This window comes from Luteococcus struthionis, assembly GCF_048595755.1.
Lineage (GTDB): Bacteria > Actinomycetota > Actinomycetes > Propionibacteriales > Propionibacteriaceae > Luteococcus.
Genome location: NZ_CP184360.1, coordinates 2,884,025 through 2,901,028 on the forward strand (window position 1 = coordinate 2,884,025; position 17,004 = coordinate 2,901,028).

At 63.9% G+C, this 17,004-nt stretch carries 15 protein-coding genes and 1 pseudogene; 8 read left to right on the top strand and 8 right to left on the bottom strand.

Going from position 1 to position 17,004, the window contains the following annotated elements:
• Window positions 1-79 precede the first annotated feature (79 nt).
• Together ACOAMO_RS13460 and ACOAMO_RS13465 are read left to right on the top strand one after the other, a co-directional pair.
• Complete coding sequence (locus ACOAMO_RS13460) at window positions 80-1,549, top strand: amino acid permease (protein ID WP_420175255.1); 1,470 nt, start codon at window positions 80-82, stop codon at window positions 1,547-1,549.
• The gene (locus ACOAMO_RS13465) at window positions 1,549-2,580 is read left to right on the top strand and encodes an asparaginase (RefSeq protein WP_420175256.1); all 1,032 of its coding nucleotides are present in this window, start codon (window positions 1,549-1,551) and stop codon (window positions 2,578-2,580) included. The genes ACOAMO_RS13460 and ACOAMO_RS13465 overlap by 1 nt, the downstream gene beginning before the upstream one ends.
• On the opposite strand, the gene ACOAMO_RS13470 is transcribed toward ACOAMO_RS13465, so the two are convergent.
• Window positions 2,546-3,331, bottom strand: coding sequence for a dienelactone hydrolase family protein (locus ACOAMO_RS13470; RefSeq protein WP_420175257.1), 786 nt, complete (start codon window positions 3,329-3,331; stop codon window positions 2,546-2,548). The two genes, ACOAMO_RS13465 and ACOAMO_RS13470, sit on opposite strands and share 35 nt — an antisense overlap.
• The gene (locus ACOAMO_RS13475) at window positions 3,328-4,182 is read right to left on the bottom strand and encodes a tyrosine-protein phosphatase (protein WP_420175258.1); all 855 of its coding nucleotides are present in this window, start codon (window positions 4,180-4,182) and stop codon (window positions 3,328-3,330) included. Before ACOAMO_RS13475 ends, ACOAMO_RS13470 begins: the two co-directional genes overlap by 4 nt.
• Window positions 4,183-4,320: 138 nt before the next feature.
• Here ACOAMO_RS13475 and aspA point away from each other — a divergent pair, with 138 nt between their 5' ends.
• Window positions 4,321-5,757 carry an aspartate ammonia-lyase gene (aspA, locus tag ACOAMO_RS13480; protein WP_420175259.1) on the top strand — a complete coding sequence of 479 codons (1,437 nt, stop codon included), beginning with the start codon at window positions 4,321-4,323 and terminating at the stop codon, window positions 5,755-5,757.
• Between the two features lie 75 nt (window positions 5,758-5,832).
• Here aspA and ACOAMO_RS13485 read toward each other — a convergent pair whose 3' ends face one another.
• Window positions 5,833-7,350, bottom strand: coding sequence for a sodium:solute symporter family protein (locus ACOAMO_RS13485; protein ID WP_420175260.1), 1,518 nt, complete (start codon window positions 7,348-7,350; stop codon window positions 5,833-5,835).
• A gap of 174 nt (window positions 7,351-7,524) precedes the next feature.
• Window positions 7,525-7,833, bottom strand: a complete 309-nt coding sequence (locus ACOAMO_RS13490; RefSeq protein WP_420175261.1) for a MarR family winged helix-turn-helix transcriptional regulator — start codon at window positions 7,831-7,833, stop codon at window positions 7,525-7,527.
• On the opposite strand from ACOAMO_RS13490, the pseudogene ACOAMO_RS13495 reads away from it, so the two are divergent.
• Window positions 7,780-8,620: pseudogene (locus ACOAMO_RS13495) on the top strand (MFS transporter); the annotation flags it as partial. The gene ACOAMO_RS13490 and the pseudogene ACOAMO_RS13495 sit on opposite strands and share 54 nt — an antisense overlap.
• A 106-nt stretch (window positions 8,621-8,726) precedes the next feature.
• Window positions 8,727-8,975 (top strand): MFS transporter, encoded by a 249-nt coding sequence (locus ACOAMO_RS13500; protein ID WP_420177053.1) that lies wholly within the window; start codon window positions 8,727-8,729, stop codon window positions 8,973-8,975.
• Window positions 8,976-8,982: 7 nt separating this feature from the next.
• On the opposite strand, the gene ACOAMO_RS13505 is transcribed toward ACOAMO_RS13500, so the two are convergent.
• Window positions 8,983-9,198, bottom strand: a complete 216-nt coding sequence (locus ACOAMO_RS13505; protein WP_420175262.1) for a hypothetical protein — start codon at window positions 9,196-9,198, stop codon at window positions 8,983-8,985.
• 124 nt (window positions 9,199-9,322) lie between these two features.
• Here ACOAMO_RS13505 and ACOAMO_RS13510 point away from each other — a divergent pair, with 124 nt between their 5' ends.
• Window positions 9,323-9,943 carry a response regulator gene (locus tag ACOAMO_RS13510; RefSeq protein WP_420175263.1) on the top strand — a complete coding sequence of 207 codons (621 nt, stop codon included), beginning with the start codon at window positions 9,323-9,325 and terminating at the stop codon, window positions 9,941-9,943.
• Between the two features lie 766 nt (window positions 9,944-10,709).
• Here ACOAMO_RS13510 and ACOAMO_RS13515 read toward each other — a convergent pair.
• The gene (locus ACOAMO_RS13515) at window positions 10,710-11,543 is read right to left on the bottom strand and encodes a sensor histidine kinase (protein WP_420175264.1); all 834 of its coding nucleotides are present in this window, start codon (window positions 11,541-11,543) and stop codon (window positions 10,710-10,712) included.
• Between the two features lie 730 nt (window positions 11,544-12,273).
• Between ACOAMO_RS13515 and ACOAMO_RS13520 the strand changes: the two genes are divergently transcribed.
• On the top strand, window positions 12,274-12,975 hold the full coding sequence (locus tag ACOAMO_RS13520; protein ID WP_420175265.1) for an ATP-binding cassette domain-containing protein: 702 nt from the start codon (window positions 12,274-12,276) through the stop codon (window positions 12,973-12,975).
• A 421-nt stretch (window positions 12,976-13,396) separates the two neighbouring features.
• Window positions 13,397-13,594, top strand: coding sequence for a hypothetical protein (locus ACOAMO_RS13525; RefSeq protein WP_420175266.1), 198 nt, complete (start codon window positions 13,397-13,399; stop codon window positions 13,592-13,594).
• 282 nt (window positions 13,595-13,876) lie between these two features.
• Here ACOAMO_RS13525 and ACOAMO_RS13530 read toward each other — a convergent pair whose 3' ends face one another.
• Together ACOAMO_RS13530 and aspS are read right to left on the bottom strand one after the other, a co-directional pair.
• The gene (locus ACOAMO_RS13530; RefSeq protein ID WP_420175267.1) at window positions 13,877-14,926 is read right to left on the bottom strand and encodes a lipoate--protein ligase family protein; all 1,050 of its coding nucleotides are present in this window, start codon (window positions 14,924-14,926) and stop codon (window positions 13,877-13,879) included.
• Between the two features lie 85 nt (window positions 14,927-15,011).
• The gene (gene aspS, locus ACOAMO_RS13535) at window positions 15,012-16,853 is read right to left on the bottom strand and encodes an aspartate--tRNA ligase (RefSeq protein WP_420175268.1); all 1,842 of its coding nucleotides are present in this window, start codon (window positions 16,851-16,853) and stop codon (window positions 15,012-15,014) included.
• Window positions 16,854-17,004 lie beyond the last annotated feature (151 nt).

Sequence of the window (17,004 nt, forward strand, 5' to 3'; positions counted from 1 at the left end):
CCACGGCACCAAAGGTGGGTAATGTGCGGAAACAGAGGCAATGAGGCCTCCACGCAAAATGTTTAGTGGGAGAAAGTTCATGCGACAGAAGGATTCGCCGTATACCGGGCCCGTGTCACAGGATCGCGCAGACCACGGGTACGAAAAGCACCTCAAGCCCCGCCACATCCGCATGATCGCCATCGGAGGATCGATCGGCACCGGACTCTTCCTCGGTGCCGGTGGCCGGCTCGCAGCCGGCGGCCCCTCCCTGGCCATCGTCTACGCGCTGTGTGGCCTGTTCGCCTTCCTGATGGTCCGCGCCCTGGGAGAGCTGACGATCCATCGTCCCAGCTCGGGTGCCTTCGTCTCCTATGCGCGCGAGTTCATGGGCGAGAAGGGCGCCTACGTGACCGGCTGGCTCTTCTTCCTGGACTGGTGCACCACGGTGATGGCCGACATCACCGCCGTCGCCCTGTACATGCACTTCTGGAGCATCTTCAGCCCGATCCCGCAGTGGATCATCGCCCTGATCGCCCTGGCGATCGTCTTCGCGATGAACATGCTGAGCGTGAAGTTCTTCGGTGAGTTCGAGTTCTGGTTCGCCATGATCAAGGTGGCGGCCATCGTCGGCTTCATGCTGATCGCCGTCGTCTTCATCGCCACCGGCCACCAGGTCGCCGGCCACACCCCCGGCCCGCAGCTGATCACCGACAACGGCGGCCTGTTCCCCAAGGGCCTGGCCCCGATGGTCACCCTGGCCCTGGGCGTGGTCTTCGCCTTCGGCGGCACCGAGATGGTGGGCGTGGCCGCAGGCGAGGCGAAGGATGCCGAGAAGATCATGCCGGGCGCCGTGAACTCGATGATGTGGCGCATCGCGCTCTTCTACGTCGGATCGGTCGTGCTGTTCACCATGCTGATGCCCTGGCACGCCTATTCCAGGGACGAGTCGCCCTTCGTGACCTTCTTCAATGCGATCGGCGTGCAGAATGCGGGCACGATCATGAACCTGGTGGTGCTCACCGCTGCCCTGTCCAGCCTCAATGCCGGGCTCTATGCCACCGGCCGAACCCTGCGCTCGATGGCCGTAGCCGGCTCCGCCCCCGCCTACGCCGCGCGCCTGAACCGCAATGCCGTCCCCTACGGCGGCATCGTGATCACCTCCGCGCTGGGCCTGATTGGCGTCATGATCAACTACATCTGGCCCTCGCAGGCCTTCGACATCGTGATGAACCTGGCCGGCATCGGCATCGCCGGCACCTGGATCAGCATCATGGTCAGCCACTGGATCTTCGTGCACCGGGCCAAGCAGGGGCTCTACGAGCGCCCGAAGTACCGGCTGTTCTGGGCACCCTGGACCAACCTGGCCACCATCGTCTTCCTGGTGGGCGTCATCGTGATGATGTGGTTCGCCGATGAGATCGGCAAGCCCACCATCACCCTGTTCGGGGTCGTCGCGCTGATCATGGTCATCGGTTGGTATGCAGTACGCGACAAGATCGACGGCACCGTGCTGGAATCCAGCTTCCTGGACACCTCCACCCCGACCACCGAGGACAAGGACGCCTGATGACCGACTCCCGACGAGTGCTGGTGGTCTACACCGGCGGCACCCTGGGCATGCAGCTCACCGACCGCGGCTGGGAGCCCGGTGCCGACCTGCCGGGGTGGCTCGACGAACTCGTCGCCGCGGACTTCCCGGGGTTGCGCTGGGACCTGGTCAGCCTGGATCCACTGATCGACTCCTCCAATGCCGGGCCTCGTGACTGGCAGCGGATCATCGACGCGGTGCGCGAGCACGAGCACAGCCACGACGCCTTCGTCGTGCTGCACGGCACCGACACGATGGGCTTCTGCGCGGCAGCGCTACACTTTGCGCTGGGATCGATGGGCAAACCGGTGGTGCTCACCGGCGCCCAGCGCTCCTTCGTCGTCGACGACAGCGATGCGCCCAGCAATGTGCGCGGCGCCCTGCGGTGCAGCCTCGACCCGAGGTTCTCCTCGGTGGCGATCTGGTTCGACGGCACCCTGATGGCCGGCCACCACGCCACGAAGATCTCCTCCGAGGACGACCACGCCTTCGACTCGGTCAACATCGCACCGCTGGCCGTGCTCACCGACGAGGCGCAGCTGGTCTTCACCGAGGAGGCGGCCGCCGCGCCCGTGGCTCGGTTGAACGAGCGGCCCAAGCCGTACCGCGACGTCGACCTGGTGGTGCTGACCCTGCACCCCGGGCTGCGGGCCGAACGGCTGGCGGCCCAGCTGACCCCGCCACCGCAGGCCGTGGTGCTGCGCGCCTATGGCACCGGCAATGCCCCCGACAACGACCCGGCCCTACTCGAGGCGCTGAGCGCCGCCAGCGCTGCGGGCAGCGTCGTGGTGGTGACCACCCAGTGCCCGCACGGGGCGGTCCACCTGGGTCAGTACGCCGTCAGCCAAGGGCTGCTGGCCACCGGGGCGGTCTCGGGCGGTGACCTGACCACCGATGCCCTGGTGGCCTGGTTGACCTTCCTGGTCTGCCAGGACCTGTCACCAGCGCAGATCCGCGACGTGGTCCGTGAGGCGATCAGCGAGGGGCAGCGCCGCCGGGCACCCGATTGATGTCGTCGGGGTGGTGTTCCAGCAACCACACCCAGGTCTCGCGCCAGGCGTCCTCGCTGGCCTGCTGGTGGTGAAACATCGGCAGCGGATTGTCGAAGGCGTGGCCGGCGCCGGGCCAGGAACTGAACTCCACGTCGCTTCCTTGCCCGATCACGCCTGCGATCCGCTGCGCCTCCGCGAAGGGGATGTACTCGTCGGCCTCGCCGAAGTGGTGCAGGCTGGGGACGGTGACCACCGGGATCGTGTCGACGATCTGCGGCAGGGCCGAACCGTAGTAGCTGACCAGGGCGTCGGGACGCTGGTCACCCTCCACACCGGAGGCCGCCGCGTAGGCGAGCCCGCCGCCGTAGCAGAAGCCCATCAGCGCCACTCGCGAGCCGGTCTCGGGCAGCTGCCGCAGGTGTGCGACGCAGTCACGGATGTCGCCCACCGTCTCGTCCCACGGGTTGGCCTGCATCAGTTCCATGGCGTGCGGCAGGGCCGCCGGGTCGTCCTCGGTGATCACGGTACCGCCCACCCGCCAGTAGAGATTGGGCAACAGCACCGTCCACCCCTCGTCGGCCAGGTCGGCGGCACGCTGGTGCAGGTAGTTGGTGATCCCGAAGATCTCCTGCACCAGGACGATTCCGGCACCCGTGCCGTGCTCGGGGCGGAAGAGCTTGGCGGGAATCGCCCCATCGGCCACCTCCACGGTGGTCTCGATCATGGTGACTCCGGTCCTGGCCTGCCAGGCGCGGGGAAGATCGTTCATCGGTTCTCCTCGGTCTTGTTGTCGGCCCCCAGCAGCTTGCGGTGCAGCGCGGCACTGTCCTGCTCATTCCATCCCTGGCGACGCAGCCAGGCGCGTACTCCCCCGTCGGGGCCGTCGCCGTAGAGCTCGTCGAGGCTGGCCAGCAGCATCCGCATGGTCTCTGCCGGGGTGGTCTGGTCGGCCACCGTCTGGCCGGCCATCTCGTCGGCATAGGTCGGCGTGTTCGCCAGGCGCTGGAAGACCAGTTCGATGCGTTCATTGGTGGCGTCGTAGTCGGCCACCACCGCGTCACGGGCCACGCCCACCTCCGTCAGCGCCATGGCGCAGATGGTGCCGGTGCGGTCCTTGCCGGCGGCGCAGTGCACCAGCACCGATCCCGGGGCGTGAGCGATGGCACGCAGGGCCTTGAGTACATTGTCGGGGCGTTGCGAGAGATAGCCCAGGTAGTGGTTGGCCAGGTGCTCCTCGTGGCTGTGGGCGCTGCGATCGGCGAGCACCTGCTCGTCCTCCCAGGGCAGGCGATCGGGTTCCTCGTCGCGGTCGTCGGGGATGCCCTTCTCGTCGGCCTGCTCCGGGTAGAGGGTGAGTTCGTGGAAGGTCAGCGACTCGGCCTTCAGCGGGCCGTCACCGGTCCCCCGTCGTTCCACCGGGGTGCGCAGGTCGACCACGTCGGTGACGCCGAAGTCGTCGACGATGCGGCGCACCGACTCGGGAGGCAGGTCCTGCAGGTTGTCGGTGCGGAGCACGGCCCCGTGCCGGGTCACCTTTCCCGCTGAGGTGGGCTTGCCACCCAGGTCACGCATGTTCACCACGCCGGGCAGGTCGATCCAACTGATCTGGGGCAGTTCCATGGCCCCCAACCTACCGCCTTCACGACAACGGCCCAGATCAGCTGACGAGCGCCCCCAATTCATGACATGTTTGTGTCAGCACCGAATCATTTGCGGCCAATCCGATGTTGGCCGCATTATTTCGAAGGGAATCACCTGATGAGCTCCGCTTTTCGCCAGGAGGAGGATCTCCTGGGAATCCGCGAGGTACCGGCCGACGCCTACTACGGCATCCACACTGCCCGAGCCATGGAGAACTTCACCATCTCCGGCGTCACGATCAACCAGGTTCCGGAGTTCATCCGGGGCATGGTCCAGGTGAAGAAGGCCTGCGCCCTGGCCAATGCCGAGCTCGGGGCCATTCCGTCGCAGGTTGCCGAGGCCATCGTCTGGGCCTGTGACCAGGTGATCCTCGAAGGGCGCTGCATGGACCAGTTCCCCATCGACGTCTTCCAGGGCGGCGCCGGGACCTCGCTCAACATGACCACCAATGAGGTGATCGCCAACCTCGCCCTCGAACACCTGGGGCACCCCAAGGGCAGCTACCACATCGTCAATCCGAATGACCACGTCAACCGCAGCCAGTCGACCAATGACGCCTATCCCACCGGTTTCCGCATCGGCGTCTACACCGCCCTGAAGGGTCTGCACGCTGCCGTGCGCGAACTGTCCACGGAATTGCGTCACAAGGGCGAGGAATTCTCCGAGGTGCTGAAGATGGGCCGCACCCAGCTGCAGGATGCCGTCCCCATGACCTTGGGCCAGGAATTCCACGGCTGGTCGTGCACCCTGGACGAGGAACTCGTGCAGTTGGATGCCACCGCGCGGCTGCTGTTGGAGGTCAACCTGGGCGCCACCGCGATCGGTACCGGCCTGAACACCCCCAAGGGTTATGCCCCCTTGGCGGTGCGCAAGCTCGCCTACGTCACCTGTTTCGCCTGTGTGCCGGCCCCCAACCTGATCGAGGCCACCAGCGACTGTGGTGCCTACGTCATGGTGCACGCGGCGTTGAAGCGCCTGGCACTCAAGCTGTCCAAGATCTGCAATGACCTTCGTCTGCTGTCGTCGGGCCCCCGCGCCGGGCTCAACGAGATCAACCTGCCGGAGATGCAGGCCGGCAGCTCGATCATGCCCGCCAAGGTGAACCCGGTCATCCCCGAGGTCGTCAACCAGGTCTGCTTCAAGGTCTACGGCAATGACACGACGGTCCTGATGGCCGCCGATTCCGGCCAGCTGCAGCTCAACGTGATGGAGCCGGTCATCGGCCAGTGCATGTTCGAGTCGATCAAGCTGCTCTCCTCGGCCTGCACCACCCTGCAGAGCAAGTGCGTCAGTGGCATCACCGCCAATGCCGAGCAGTGCCGCAACTACGTGATGAGCTCGATCGGCATCGTCACCTACCTCAATGACCTGATCGGCCACCGCCAGGGCGACCTGATCGGCAAGGAGTGCGCCGCCACCGGCAAGTCGGTGCGCGAGGTGGTGTTGGAACGGGGCCTGTTGGACGAGGTCACACTGGATCGCGTCTTCTCGGTGCAGAACCTGATGCACCCGGCCGACGTCAGCCGCCTGAAGGACAGCACCGGGGCCCTCTGAGCGTCCCGGCAGCACGATGGCCGGGTGGGATCGCTTCCCACCCGGCCATCGTCGTCTTCCGTCGACCTCGTCGGCTCAGGCCACCACGTGGTCGTCGTTGGTCCCGACGTAGTCGAGCATCTCGTCCACCTCGCGCGGAACCTCGACGCCCCTGGCCTTGTTGATGGCGCCGATGAGCAGGTAGAACATGCCGCTGACCAGCATCGGGCCCACGGTGACCCAGTCGGCCGGGAAGTCGTCCTTCCAGATCTGGCTCACCGCGAAGGTGACCATGCCGAAGAAGATGCCGACGATCGCGGCGGTGCCGTCGCTGTGGCGGAAGCGCTTGAACAAGCCCAGCAGCAGTGGCATGCCGGTCACACCGACCAAGGCACCGAACCAAGTGATGATCATGCCGATGATGTCGCCGAAGGCATCCTTGTTGAGGCCCACCACCACGGTGACCACGGTGAACAGCACCGTGATGATGCGTGCCAGGCGCAGGGATGCGGCACCGCCCATCATCACCTCGTCGAACTTGCGGCTGAGCACCGGAAGGATGTCGCGCTGGGTCACGGCCGAGAGCGTGTTGATGTCGGAGACGGTCATGCCCATCGTGCTGGCGAACATGCTGGCCAGCACCAGCCCGATCAGGCCGTGCGGCAGGTAGGTGTCGGTGAGCAGCGGGTAGAGCTGCGAGGCGGGATCCTCCAGGCCGGGGTGCAGCAGGCGACCGGCCCACATCGGGGCGAAGATCAGCAGGGGCCACACCAGGTAGAGCAGCGAGCTGAGCAGTTCGGCCTTGCGGGCCTCCTTGCCATTGCTGGTGGAGATGAAGCGGGCCGCCAGGTTCCAGTTGCCGCCGTTGTACTCGAAGGTCTTGGCGAACAGGTAGAGGGCGCACCACAGCATGGTGTAGTTGCCGTTGAAGGGGCTGGAGAAATTGGGCTCAACCTGGTTGAGCTCGCCCCACATCGACAGGTAGTTCAGGCCGCGTGCCGACAGGGCCTGCCCGACGCCGATCAGGATGACGATGCCGGCCACCAGCTGCACGCCGAACTGCACGAAGTCGGTCAGCAGGTCGGCCCACAGGCCACCGATGGTGATGTAGACCAGGCTGACCGCGCCGGACAGCACGATGCCCTGCCAGATGGGCAGGCCGGTGAAGCCATTCATCAGCACACCGATGGAGGCCCACTTGGCGCCGATGTCGACCAGCTTCATCAACACGCCGAGCCAGGCGATGGTCTGCTGCGCGGGAAGCCCGTAGCGCATCTTGAGGTATTCGGTGGGCGACTGGATTCCCAGCTTCTGCCGCAGCCGTGGCCACCGCGGGGCGAAGATCTTGGCGCCGATCAGGGTGGCGCCGGCGATGACCAGCGCCCACCACACGTACATGGTGAAGCCGAGGTTGTAGGCGATGGCGGCATAGGCGACGAAGACGACACCGGAGTGGCCCGAGACGTGGTGCGAGACGCCCGAGAGCCACCACGGCACCTTGCCGCCACCGACGAAGAAGTCACCGGAATCGGAACTCTTGCGCTTTGACCAGATGCCGATGCCGATCATCAGCAGGAAGAAGGCACCGACCACGATCCAGTCGAGCAGGGACACGATGAACCACCTTGTACATCAGGGAAGGAATGTTGCGATCTTGCGACGCCGACGTCGCGGAACGGGGCAATTAGACAGCTGCCATGCGGGCATGGATGCCCAGTTGCCAGAAATTGCCACGTCAAATGGTCGGCCCCTGCATACGAAGCCCACCTCAACCCCGCGTCTGGCGCCTCACCGCCTTGGCCAGGGCCGTTCCCGGATGCTTTCGGAGCTCTGGTTGAACCTGCGCAGCAGGCGCAACAACTCGCTGACGTCCTGCGCAGGCCAGTCGGCGACGACTCGACCGATGGACTCCCGTCGTCCCGCCAACTCCGCGGCCAGACGACGACGCCCCTGTTCGGTGGCACGGTGCAGGCGCGCCGCTCCCCCAGCGGGATCGGTGATCCTTTCCACCAGGCCGGCCTTCATGGCGGCTGCGACCTGCCGATGGAGCGTGGACACGTCGAGACTGAAGGCGTCGGCGAGCTGCCCCACGCTCATGGCCCCCTCCGCCTCCAGCCGCGCCAGCAAGACGGTGGCGCTGCGATCGAGCTCAGGCTCTACGCCGCGCGCGCCTTTGCCGCCTCCGACGCCGCCGCCGGGTTCGCCTCGAGCGCCTTCGTCGCGGGCGCCACCATCGCGCGTCTGTTCTCCGGTCATCTGGTGGACACCATGGGCCGGCGCCAGATGATGCTCGTCTCACTCGTGGTGGTGATGGTCTCCTGCGCCGCCTACCTGCCGGCCCAGAGTCTCTGGCTGCTGATCCTCGTGCGTCTGGTGCACGGCCTGGGCTACGCCTTTGCCAGCACTGCGCTGATGACGATCGTCCAGTCGGCCTTCCCGGCCGGACGTCGCGCCGAGGGCACCGGGTATTTCGCCCTGGCCTCAACGCTCGCCACGGCGGTCGGCCCCGCCCTGGGCCTGTTCGTGGTGAACTCCTTCGGCTACCGGATGCTCTTCCTCGGCTGTCTGGCCACCAGCCTGCTCAGCCTGCTGGTCTCGCTGCCGGTGCGTCCCGAGGAGCCAACAGCTCACCCCCCAGGGGCACCGTCCGCGCTTCAGCCTGAGCGCCATCGCCCATCCCGCCGTCGTGCCGATCGGCTGCTTCATGTTGCTGATCGGCGTGTGCTACGCGGGCGTCATCACCTACCTCAATGCCTACAGCGAACAGTCCGGACTGGTACGCGGGGCGAGCCTGTTCTTCCTGGCCTACGCGGCCTCGATGTTGATCATGCGCTTCGTGCTCGGCAAGCTGCAGGATCGCCGCGGGGACAACCTGGTGGTCTATCTGGGCATCATCGCCTTCGCGCTGGCGCTGGCGCTGCTCGGCACGGCGCAGGCCAACTGGCAGGTCATGCTCTCCGGGCCTCACCGGCCTGGGCTACGGCACCCTGATGCCCGCCTGTCAGGCCATCGCCGTGCGGCTGGTGGACCCACACCAACTGGGCACCGGCATCTCCACCCTGTTGCTGCTGGCCGACGTCGGAATCGGGCTGGGGCCGGTCTTGCTGGGGCTGGTGATCCAGGCGACCAACCACTCGACCATGTACCTGCTACTGGCCTTGGCGGTCCTGGTGGCAGCGGTTCTGTATCACTTCGTGCACGGTCGGCTGCCCGTCGCCCAACCCGGCCACCGCAGCTGATGCCCGATCAGGGCACCCGCTTGACCCACTCCTGCGTGGCGAACTTCGTGCACACCAGCTCGGCGGCCTCCACGAGTTCGTCATCGGTGTAGTCACGCTCCACACAGCGGTACTGGCCCTTGAAGTGGTCCAGAAAGCTGTCGATGATCGCCTCGCGGGCCATGCCAGTCTGGGAGCGCATCGGGTCGACGCGCTTGTTGGCGCTCCAAGAGCACGCCGCCAAGCAGGGCCCCCTTCAGCCGCCGGACATTTCCCCTTTACGGAAGCCGTTGACATCTCTAGGAGACCCCACAGAAAGGCGCACTCATCTTCGAGCAGGTGCCCCGGACCCTGCTAGATTGCAAGTCGTGGAATCGATCCGAACCGCAATCTGCGATGACAACGAGCCTGTTCGCGGTGCTTTGGCTGGATTTCTCCGTGCGGACCCCGAGATCGATGTCGTGGGCCAATACGAGAGTGGGGCCTCTGCCTTAAAGCACATCGACAGGGACCAAGTTGATGTTCTGCTACTCGACGTGCGAATGCCGAACATGGATGGTCCGACAGTAGCTCGAGCACTAACCCGAACTACCACTAAGGTCGTCTATCTGACGTCTTACCCGGAAAAGATTCAGGTGGACGACGCCCTTCGAGGCACTGTAGTGGGTGCTTTAACCAAGGACCTCCCGCCCGAAGACCTAGTGCGTGCCGTCCACATGGCCGCTAGAGGCGTGACGATGCTTGCGCCCTCTGTCCGTAGTTCCTATCAGCCTCCCGCCCCAAAACAACTTCGAACAGATATCGCGATCGGCAAATTGGAGAAGGAAGTCTTAGAAATGTTGTGTCAAGGCAAGACGAACGATCAGATAGCAACGGAATTGCATCGCAGCGTCTCTTCAGTCAAGCAGGTGTTGGCCAAACTCTCGCGCCGTGCCGGGGTGCACTCACGCACGGGGTTAGTGCTATACGTCCTCGATGGGCCGTCCTGACCCCGGTGAGAACGTCCTGATCACCCTTGGTCGCGGACTACGTGGAGTGTTCCGCATCGAGCAATTCACCACCACGCCCCCGAAGCTGCGCCATGTCCGCAGGCGTCTCCAACTCCTTGCGCAGAAGAGCGTGCGTGTTCAGACCCTCGGAAAGCTTGAAGTACGAGCGGCTCTACCGCGAGCAGATCGACGATGCGCTCGACTTGGCCTAAGAAACCGAGGCTTGCCGCACCGGGTTCACAGCAGTCCGCCCACATCAGGCGCTGGCCTGGACCGCCCTCCAGGCATCCACCGCGGTCTGGATGACCCGACAAATCCCAACTTTCCAAACACGCAATCTTGCTAGTCACTTGATGCGAGACACCGAACACAAGAAAAGTCCATAACTTCGGGCACGCTCGGTACCAGTCCTATGCCACACAGTTGCGAGGATCTACGTGCCCCCAAGCCTACTGTTGGATACCTGGGGCTCCGTACGCCTAGTACGGGGGCTGAAAGTCGCCGCTGGCCAAACCACCCCACTACCTTTCTGGTGAAGCTATAGGGGTTCGGGCACGGAGCCCGGGATGATTCTGTGCCCCTGCCACACGAATGATCCAAAAGGGGTGTCCCTAGGTTCCTCGCTCAGCGCCGAGGGGCAGGGCGTGATGGTTCTTGGGCCGCAGGGGGCGCTCGGTTAAGGACTCCCGGTTCTGGAGCATGGCGAACAGGACGCCCCAGCGCCGCTCGACCTCGAAAACGCGCCTGCGGAAAGGTGACCAGAGAACTAATCCACCAGCGGAACAGTAGCTGCAACCAACCACATCGTTCCCTGCGGCCCAGCCCTGAGAGTTCCGTTGACCATGTCCAGTCTTTGAGCCATGCCGTCTAGCCCGAGTCCATAACTCGCGGCGCGCCCCGGGAGACTTCGGCGATTTCGAACCGCCACGTGCACTTCGTCCTGGCGCACTTCAACGAAGATGGAACACGGATATCCCCGATCAGCATGACGAATCACGTTGTTCCCCGCCTCCTTCAAGACGCGAGCCAAGCAATCTCCAATCCTGTCGTTGATAGCTCCTAGGCTACCGTCGATGCTGATCGTAACCGCTATCCCCTCCGCTGCGAGCTCCTGCTGAACCTCACCCACAGTTTCCTTCAGTGAACTCGGACGCACGAACTCCTCGACCTGTAGCAGACGCATCATGAAGCGCAGCTGCTCGTTCGCTCGACGACCACAGCTTGCGATCCTCGCGAGTTCCGCTGGGGCGGTCTCCAAACTGCGTCGCGCAGACTCTGCACGAAACACCATCAAGGTGAGGTCGTGCGCTACCGTGTCGTGCAACTCCGCCGCGATTCTGCGCCGTTGAGCAGCAAGTTCATCGCGGTGTTGCTGCTCTCGTTGGAGACTGGCTCGCCGAAGCGCTCTTCCGATGCTGAGAGATAGTCCATAGATGGTAAGCCATAAGCTGGCGATGCTACCCCACTCAGACCACGTCACCGCTCTTCGTGAGGCCCAAAGCCCCAAACCAAACCCTCCGCTCGCGACCGCCAAGGCACTGACGACAGACTCCTCTTGCGACAGGAACAAGACGACAACCACAGGAATGTAGACGGACATGGCTACATGCTCAGGCGGGACTAAACAGGTGACCACCAGCCCCACACCCAGGATCAACTTGGCCAGACGCGGGCTAGACCCCCGCAACAGGGCCGCAGACACGATCAATGAAGCAGCAGTGAACTCAACAATCGCTCCCCTGGGGATGGTGATAGCCGCTTCCGCAAGCATCATCAAACCGAGAACACTTACCTCAAGAGTCTTGCCTCGAGAGTTCCCAACCCGCTCGAGTTCCATACCCCACCATCCGCTGTCCGTTCGGACAAGTTCTGTGTACTTATGGGCATACCTTCCGGTCGGTACACCCGCTGGCCTCCGGCTACAGGCAGAGTTTCCTACTACAGCCCCGATTGGAGGAAGTACTTCATGCGCAACCTACTCACAGTGCTGCTGTCGCTCACGATGAGTACCAGCGTAACTCTGCTCTCGCCAACACAGTCTGGCGGTTTGCTGCACCCCCAGCCGACAGCGAGCCTCTGCGACTACATGCCACACTGGCCCGGCTGCAGCTGAACCCCGTCCGTCTCTGGGCCATTGACCGGGGGCGGGGGGCGGACCATCCAGATGATGCCATGTGTCGCGAACCGTGCGCGTTCTAGAAGCCGATCACGATGAGGCCTTTTCATTTGAGCTCCGGTAACTATGTAGCGATTGCAGATTTATTAGAAATCGCCTCCGGAGCAGATATCTCGCAGTGTGTGAGATGTCGGCGATTGGAATGAGTGTTCATATGAAACAACAGCCAGCGTTTGAACTTCGGGATGTTAGTAAGAAGCTGGGAGATACTTTGGCGTTGGACGCGGTGTCGTTATGCGTTAATCCAGGTGAAACGGTGGGAATTGTCGGACCCAATGGCGCTGGAAAGACGACACTCTTTCGCCTGATCCTTGGCCTCCTTAAACCGGATTCCGGTTCTATATCTCTCCTCGATGGAAGTCCAAGTTGCCCTAGCTCCAGGAAACGCGTAGGTTTCTGTTTTGATGGAGACGGACTTTACCGGGGCTTGAATGCGCATGAGAATTTGGAATTTTTCCGACACGCCTACGAAGTTGAGGTTCCACTGGATTCTTTGATGGGCCTACTTGGCGTCAGCGAATTTGGAGTGAAATCAGTTTCGAAATTCTCCCGGGGGATGCGAAAAAGACTCGCTTTGACAAGGTCTCTCCTCTGCTCGCCTGATCTCCTGCTGCTCGATGAACCTCTCTTGGGGCTCGATCCCGACGGACAGCATGAATTGGTTGAAGTACTTCGCGCCACTTCACCGAACCGGACAGTTCTAGTGAGTTCGCATGACCTCAACTCAACAGAATCGTTCTGCGACAGAATCGTTGTATTGAACCATAGGATCCTGTTCGATGGAAGCCTTCAGAGTTTCCTGACCAAGGGATCATCTATGTACTCGGCATACCAATGTGTATTGGGGAGCGCCTGAAATGGGAATATTTTTCGCTATCCTTTACAAGGAATGGATCTCCTTCAAACACAGAATTGTGTTCAGCGTGGGATTCTCTGGCGCGGTCGTGGCCATTGCGGCAACTCGACCAAGCGCAGACGCGCGCTACTCGGCGATTGTGGTCGGCCTTGCCACTTCACTGATGTCTTTGAAGTTCTGGGAAGAGCGTGGTCTTGGAACTCTAGACACGCTTCTAGCGTTGCCCAGCTCTGCACGGAAGATCTTCCTTGCGAAGGTGAGCTTCTCCTGACTTGTCGGGATCATTTTCAGTGCGCTGGCATTGACGCTCCATGTCCTGTCAGAATTCTTGAGAGGGGGTACACCCAACATTTCGAGTCTTATTGCGCTACCGCTAGTAGGCGCCACGACATATGGAGCTTGTAGTATCGTGGGATACGTCATGTGGTCATTCAGTGAGCAGGCCGCCAAGATCACCCAAATCACCATTCTTGCGCTCCTGGCAATAGGGTTTGCATCCGCATTCAGCGATGGCATAAATATCTCTGCCCTGGTGTGGATTGCAATCTTGGCGCTAATTGCAGGAATCCTCTGCGTGAAGTGGATCGACGTAGAGCGAATTGTGCTCAATCTGGAATAGGTTGAGATTGGTCATACCCTGTCGATGGCGGGGCGATCGTTCCTGAGCCAAACACCATCGCTGACCGGAAAGAGCACATGCCCCCTTATCGGCCGGGTTTCGCATAGAATCTCGAACACAGGTGTGGAAGCGGCGAACCTGATCAAGGCCCTCGCGGGCCGCTTCAGGGGTGCTGTGTACGACGATCGTGGAGATCCCCCAATGGGGGGCCTCACCGAGCAGGTCGACCGCGTCGTCCACGTCCGCGACGGACGGCTCCGCGAAGAGTGACTTCCCCGCCGGTCACGGCACCCGTTTCACCCACTGTTCGGTGGCGAACTTGGTGCGCACCAGCTCGGCGGCCTCCGCGAGTTCGTCATCGGTGTAGTCACGCTCCACGCAGCGGTACTGGCCCTGGAAGTAGTCCAGGAAGCTGTCGATGATGTCCTCACGTGCCATGCCCGTCTGGGAACGCATCGGGTCCACGCGCTTGTTGGCGCTCTTGGTGCCCTTGTCGGAGAGCTTCTCCCGGCCGATGCGCAGCACCTCGAGCATTTTGTCGGCATCGATGTCGTAGGAGGTGGTGACGTGGTGCAGCACCGTGCCGTTGACCAGGCGTCGCTGGGCGGCCCCACCGATCTTGCCCTTGTCGGAGGCGATGTCGTTGAGCGGCACATAGCGGGCATTGACCCCCAACTCGGCCAGCGCCCCGATCACCCAGGTGTCCAGGTACTTGTAGGACTGCTCGTAGCTCAACCCCTCCACCAGCGAGCCCGGCACCACCAGCGAATAGGTGATGCAGTTGCCTTCCTCCATGAACATGGCGCCACCACCGGTGATGCGTCGCACCACCTCGATGCCGTGCTTCGCGCGGCCCGCCTCGTCGATCTCGTTGCGGTAGCTCTGGAAGGAGCCGATCACCACCAGCGGACGGTCCCAGTCCCAGAAGCGGAAGTTCGGATTGGCCTCGCCGCGGGCCACGCGCTTGGCGATCACCTCGTCGAGGGCGACGTGCAGCTTCGGGTCCAGCTTGACGGGGCGGATCACGTCGAAGGTGAGGTCCTCCCAGCGGGTGGCATTGCCCAGGGCACGGCGCACGGCCACGCCGACGGCCTCGGAATCGAAGCCGATCAGGCGCGCCTCGGGACGCAGCCGTTCATTGATCGCCTGCCTGATGTCGGCAACACCACAGTCCTGCGGCAGCCCGTCGAGGGCGGCCGTGATGTCTTCGAGGGCCTCATCGGGCTCCAGGAAGAAGTCTCCGTGCACCGACGGATTCACCAGCCGCCCGTCGGCCACCTCGAGATCGACGACGACCAGTTTGCCGCCCGGAACCTTGTACTCGCCACGCATGCCGCCAGCCTAGCCAGCCAGCGAAAAGGGGCCCGTCGGGCACGCGTGTACGTGCGCGACGGGCCCCTCGACCGGGAGTGCCGGGTCAGTTCTTGTCGGCCGGGGCGGCCTTCTTCTCGGCGGATTCGGCCTTGTCGGCCTTGTCCTTGTCCTCGTCCTTCTTGGGCTTGGCGTCGACGCCGGCCTCCTTGCGCTGCTGCGGCGTGATCGGCGCCGGGGCGGCGGTCAGCGGATCGAAGCCGCCACCCGACTTCGGGAAGGCGATGACGTCGCGGATCGTGTCGAACTTGCCCAGCAGCATCACCAGGCGGTCCAGGCCGAAGGCGATGCCACCATGCGGCGGAGCGCCGAAGGCGAAGGCGTCCAGCAGGAAGCCGAACTTCTCCTGCGCCTCCTGTTCGCTGATGCCCATCACGTTGAAGACGCGCTGCTGCACGTCGGGGCGGTGGATACGGATGGAGCCGCCACCCACCTCGTTGCCATTGCAGACGAAGTCGTAGCCGTAGGACAGGGCCGAACCGGGGTCGGTGTCGAAGCTGTCCAGGTGCTCCGGCTTGGGCGAGGTGAAGGCGTGGTGCACCGCCGTCCACTTGGAGTTGCCCAGCGCCACGTCGCCCGAGGCGGTGGCCGCAGCGGTGGACTTGAACATCGGGGCGTCGACCACCCACAGGAAGCTCCAGGCATCCTCGTCGATCAGGCCGCAGCGCTTGCCGATCTCCAGACGCGCGGAACCCAGCAGCTCCTGGGAGCTCTCGCGCTCGCCGGCGGCGAAGAAGATGCAGTCGCCGGGCTTGGCCCCGGCCGCCTCGGCGATGCCGGCCTTCTCCGTCTCGGAGATGTTCTTGGCGACGGGGCCACCCAGCTCCCCGTCCTCACCCACGGTGATGTAGGCAAGGCCCTTGGCGCCGCGCTGCTTGGCCCACTCCTGCCAGGCGTCGAACTGGCGACGCGGCTGGCTGGCCCCGCCGGGCATGACGACGCAGCCGACGTAGGGGTTCTGGAAGACGCGGAAGGGCGTGTCCTTGAAGAACTCGGTGACCTCGCGGATCGGGTTGTCGAAGCGCAGGTCGGGCTTGTCGGAGCCGTAGTTGTCCATGGCGTCGTGCCAGGTCATCCGCGGCAGCGGGGTGGGCATCTCGACGCCGATCAGCTTCCAGCACTCGGCCATCACCTTCTCGGCCAGGGCGATCACGTCGTCCTGGTCGACGAAGCTCATCTCGATGTCCAGCTGGGTGAACTCGGGCTGGCGGTCGGCGCGGAAGTCCTCGTCGCGGTAGCAGCGCGCGATCTGGTAGTAGCGCTCCATGCCGGCAACCATCAGCAGCTGCTTGAACAGCTGCGGGCTCTGCGGCAGGGCGTACCAGCTGCCCGGGTGCAGGCGGGCCGGCACCAGGAAGTCACGCGCACCCTCGGGGGTGGAGCGCGTCAGCGTCGGGGTCTCGACGTCGTAGAACTTCGCCTCGTCCAGCACCCGACGGATGGTGTGGGTCACCTGGGAGCGCAGCACCATCGCGTCGTGCATGCGGGGCCGACGCAGGTCCAGGTAGCGGTACTTCAGGCGAGCATCCTCGCCGACGCCGGTGCGCTCGTCGATCTGGAAGGGCAGCGGCGCGGCGGCATTGAGCACCTCGAGCTCGCGGATGGCGACCTCGATCTCGCCGGTGGCGATGTTGGGGTTGACGTTCTCCTCGGTGCGGGCATCGACCACGCCGGTCACCTGGATGCAGAACTCGTTGCGCAGGTCGTGGATGCCGGCCTTCTCGAGGTACTCGTCGCGGACGACCACCTGGCAGACGCCCGAGGCGTCGCGCAGGTCGATGAAGGCGACGCCGCCGTGGTCACGCCGCTTGGCGACCCATCCGGCGAGGGTGACAGTGGTTCCGACATCGGCCTTGGACAGGGTCCCGGCCTCATGGGTGCGCAGCATGCGTATTCCTTTCTTGGGCACTCACATAGACGGTGTGGTGCCGTGGGGTTGCCCGTCCAGCCTAGGGCATCCGCCGCACTGCCCCGGCCGCACCACTCCCCTGTCCTCACCTCAGGGAGTCGTCACCGGAGCACATCACAACCGCGTGCAA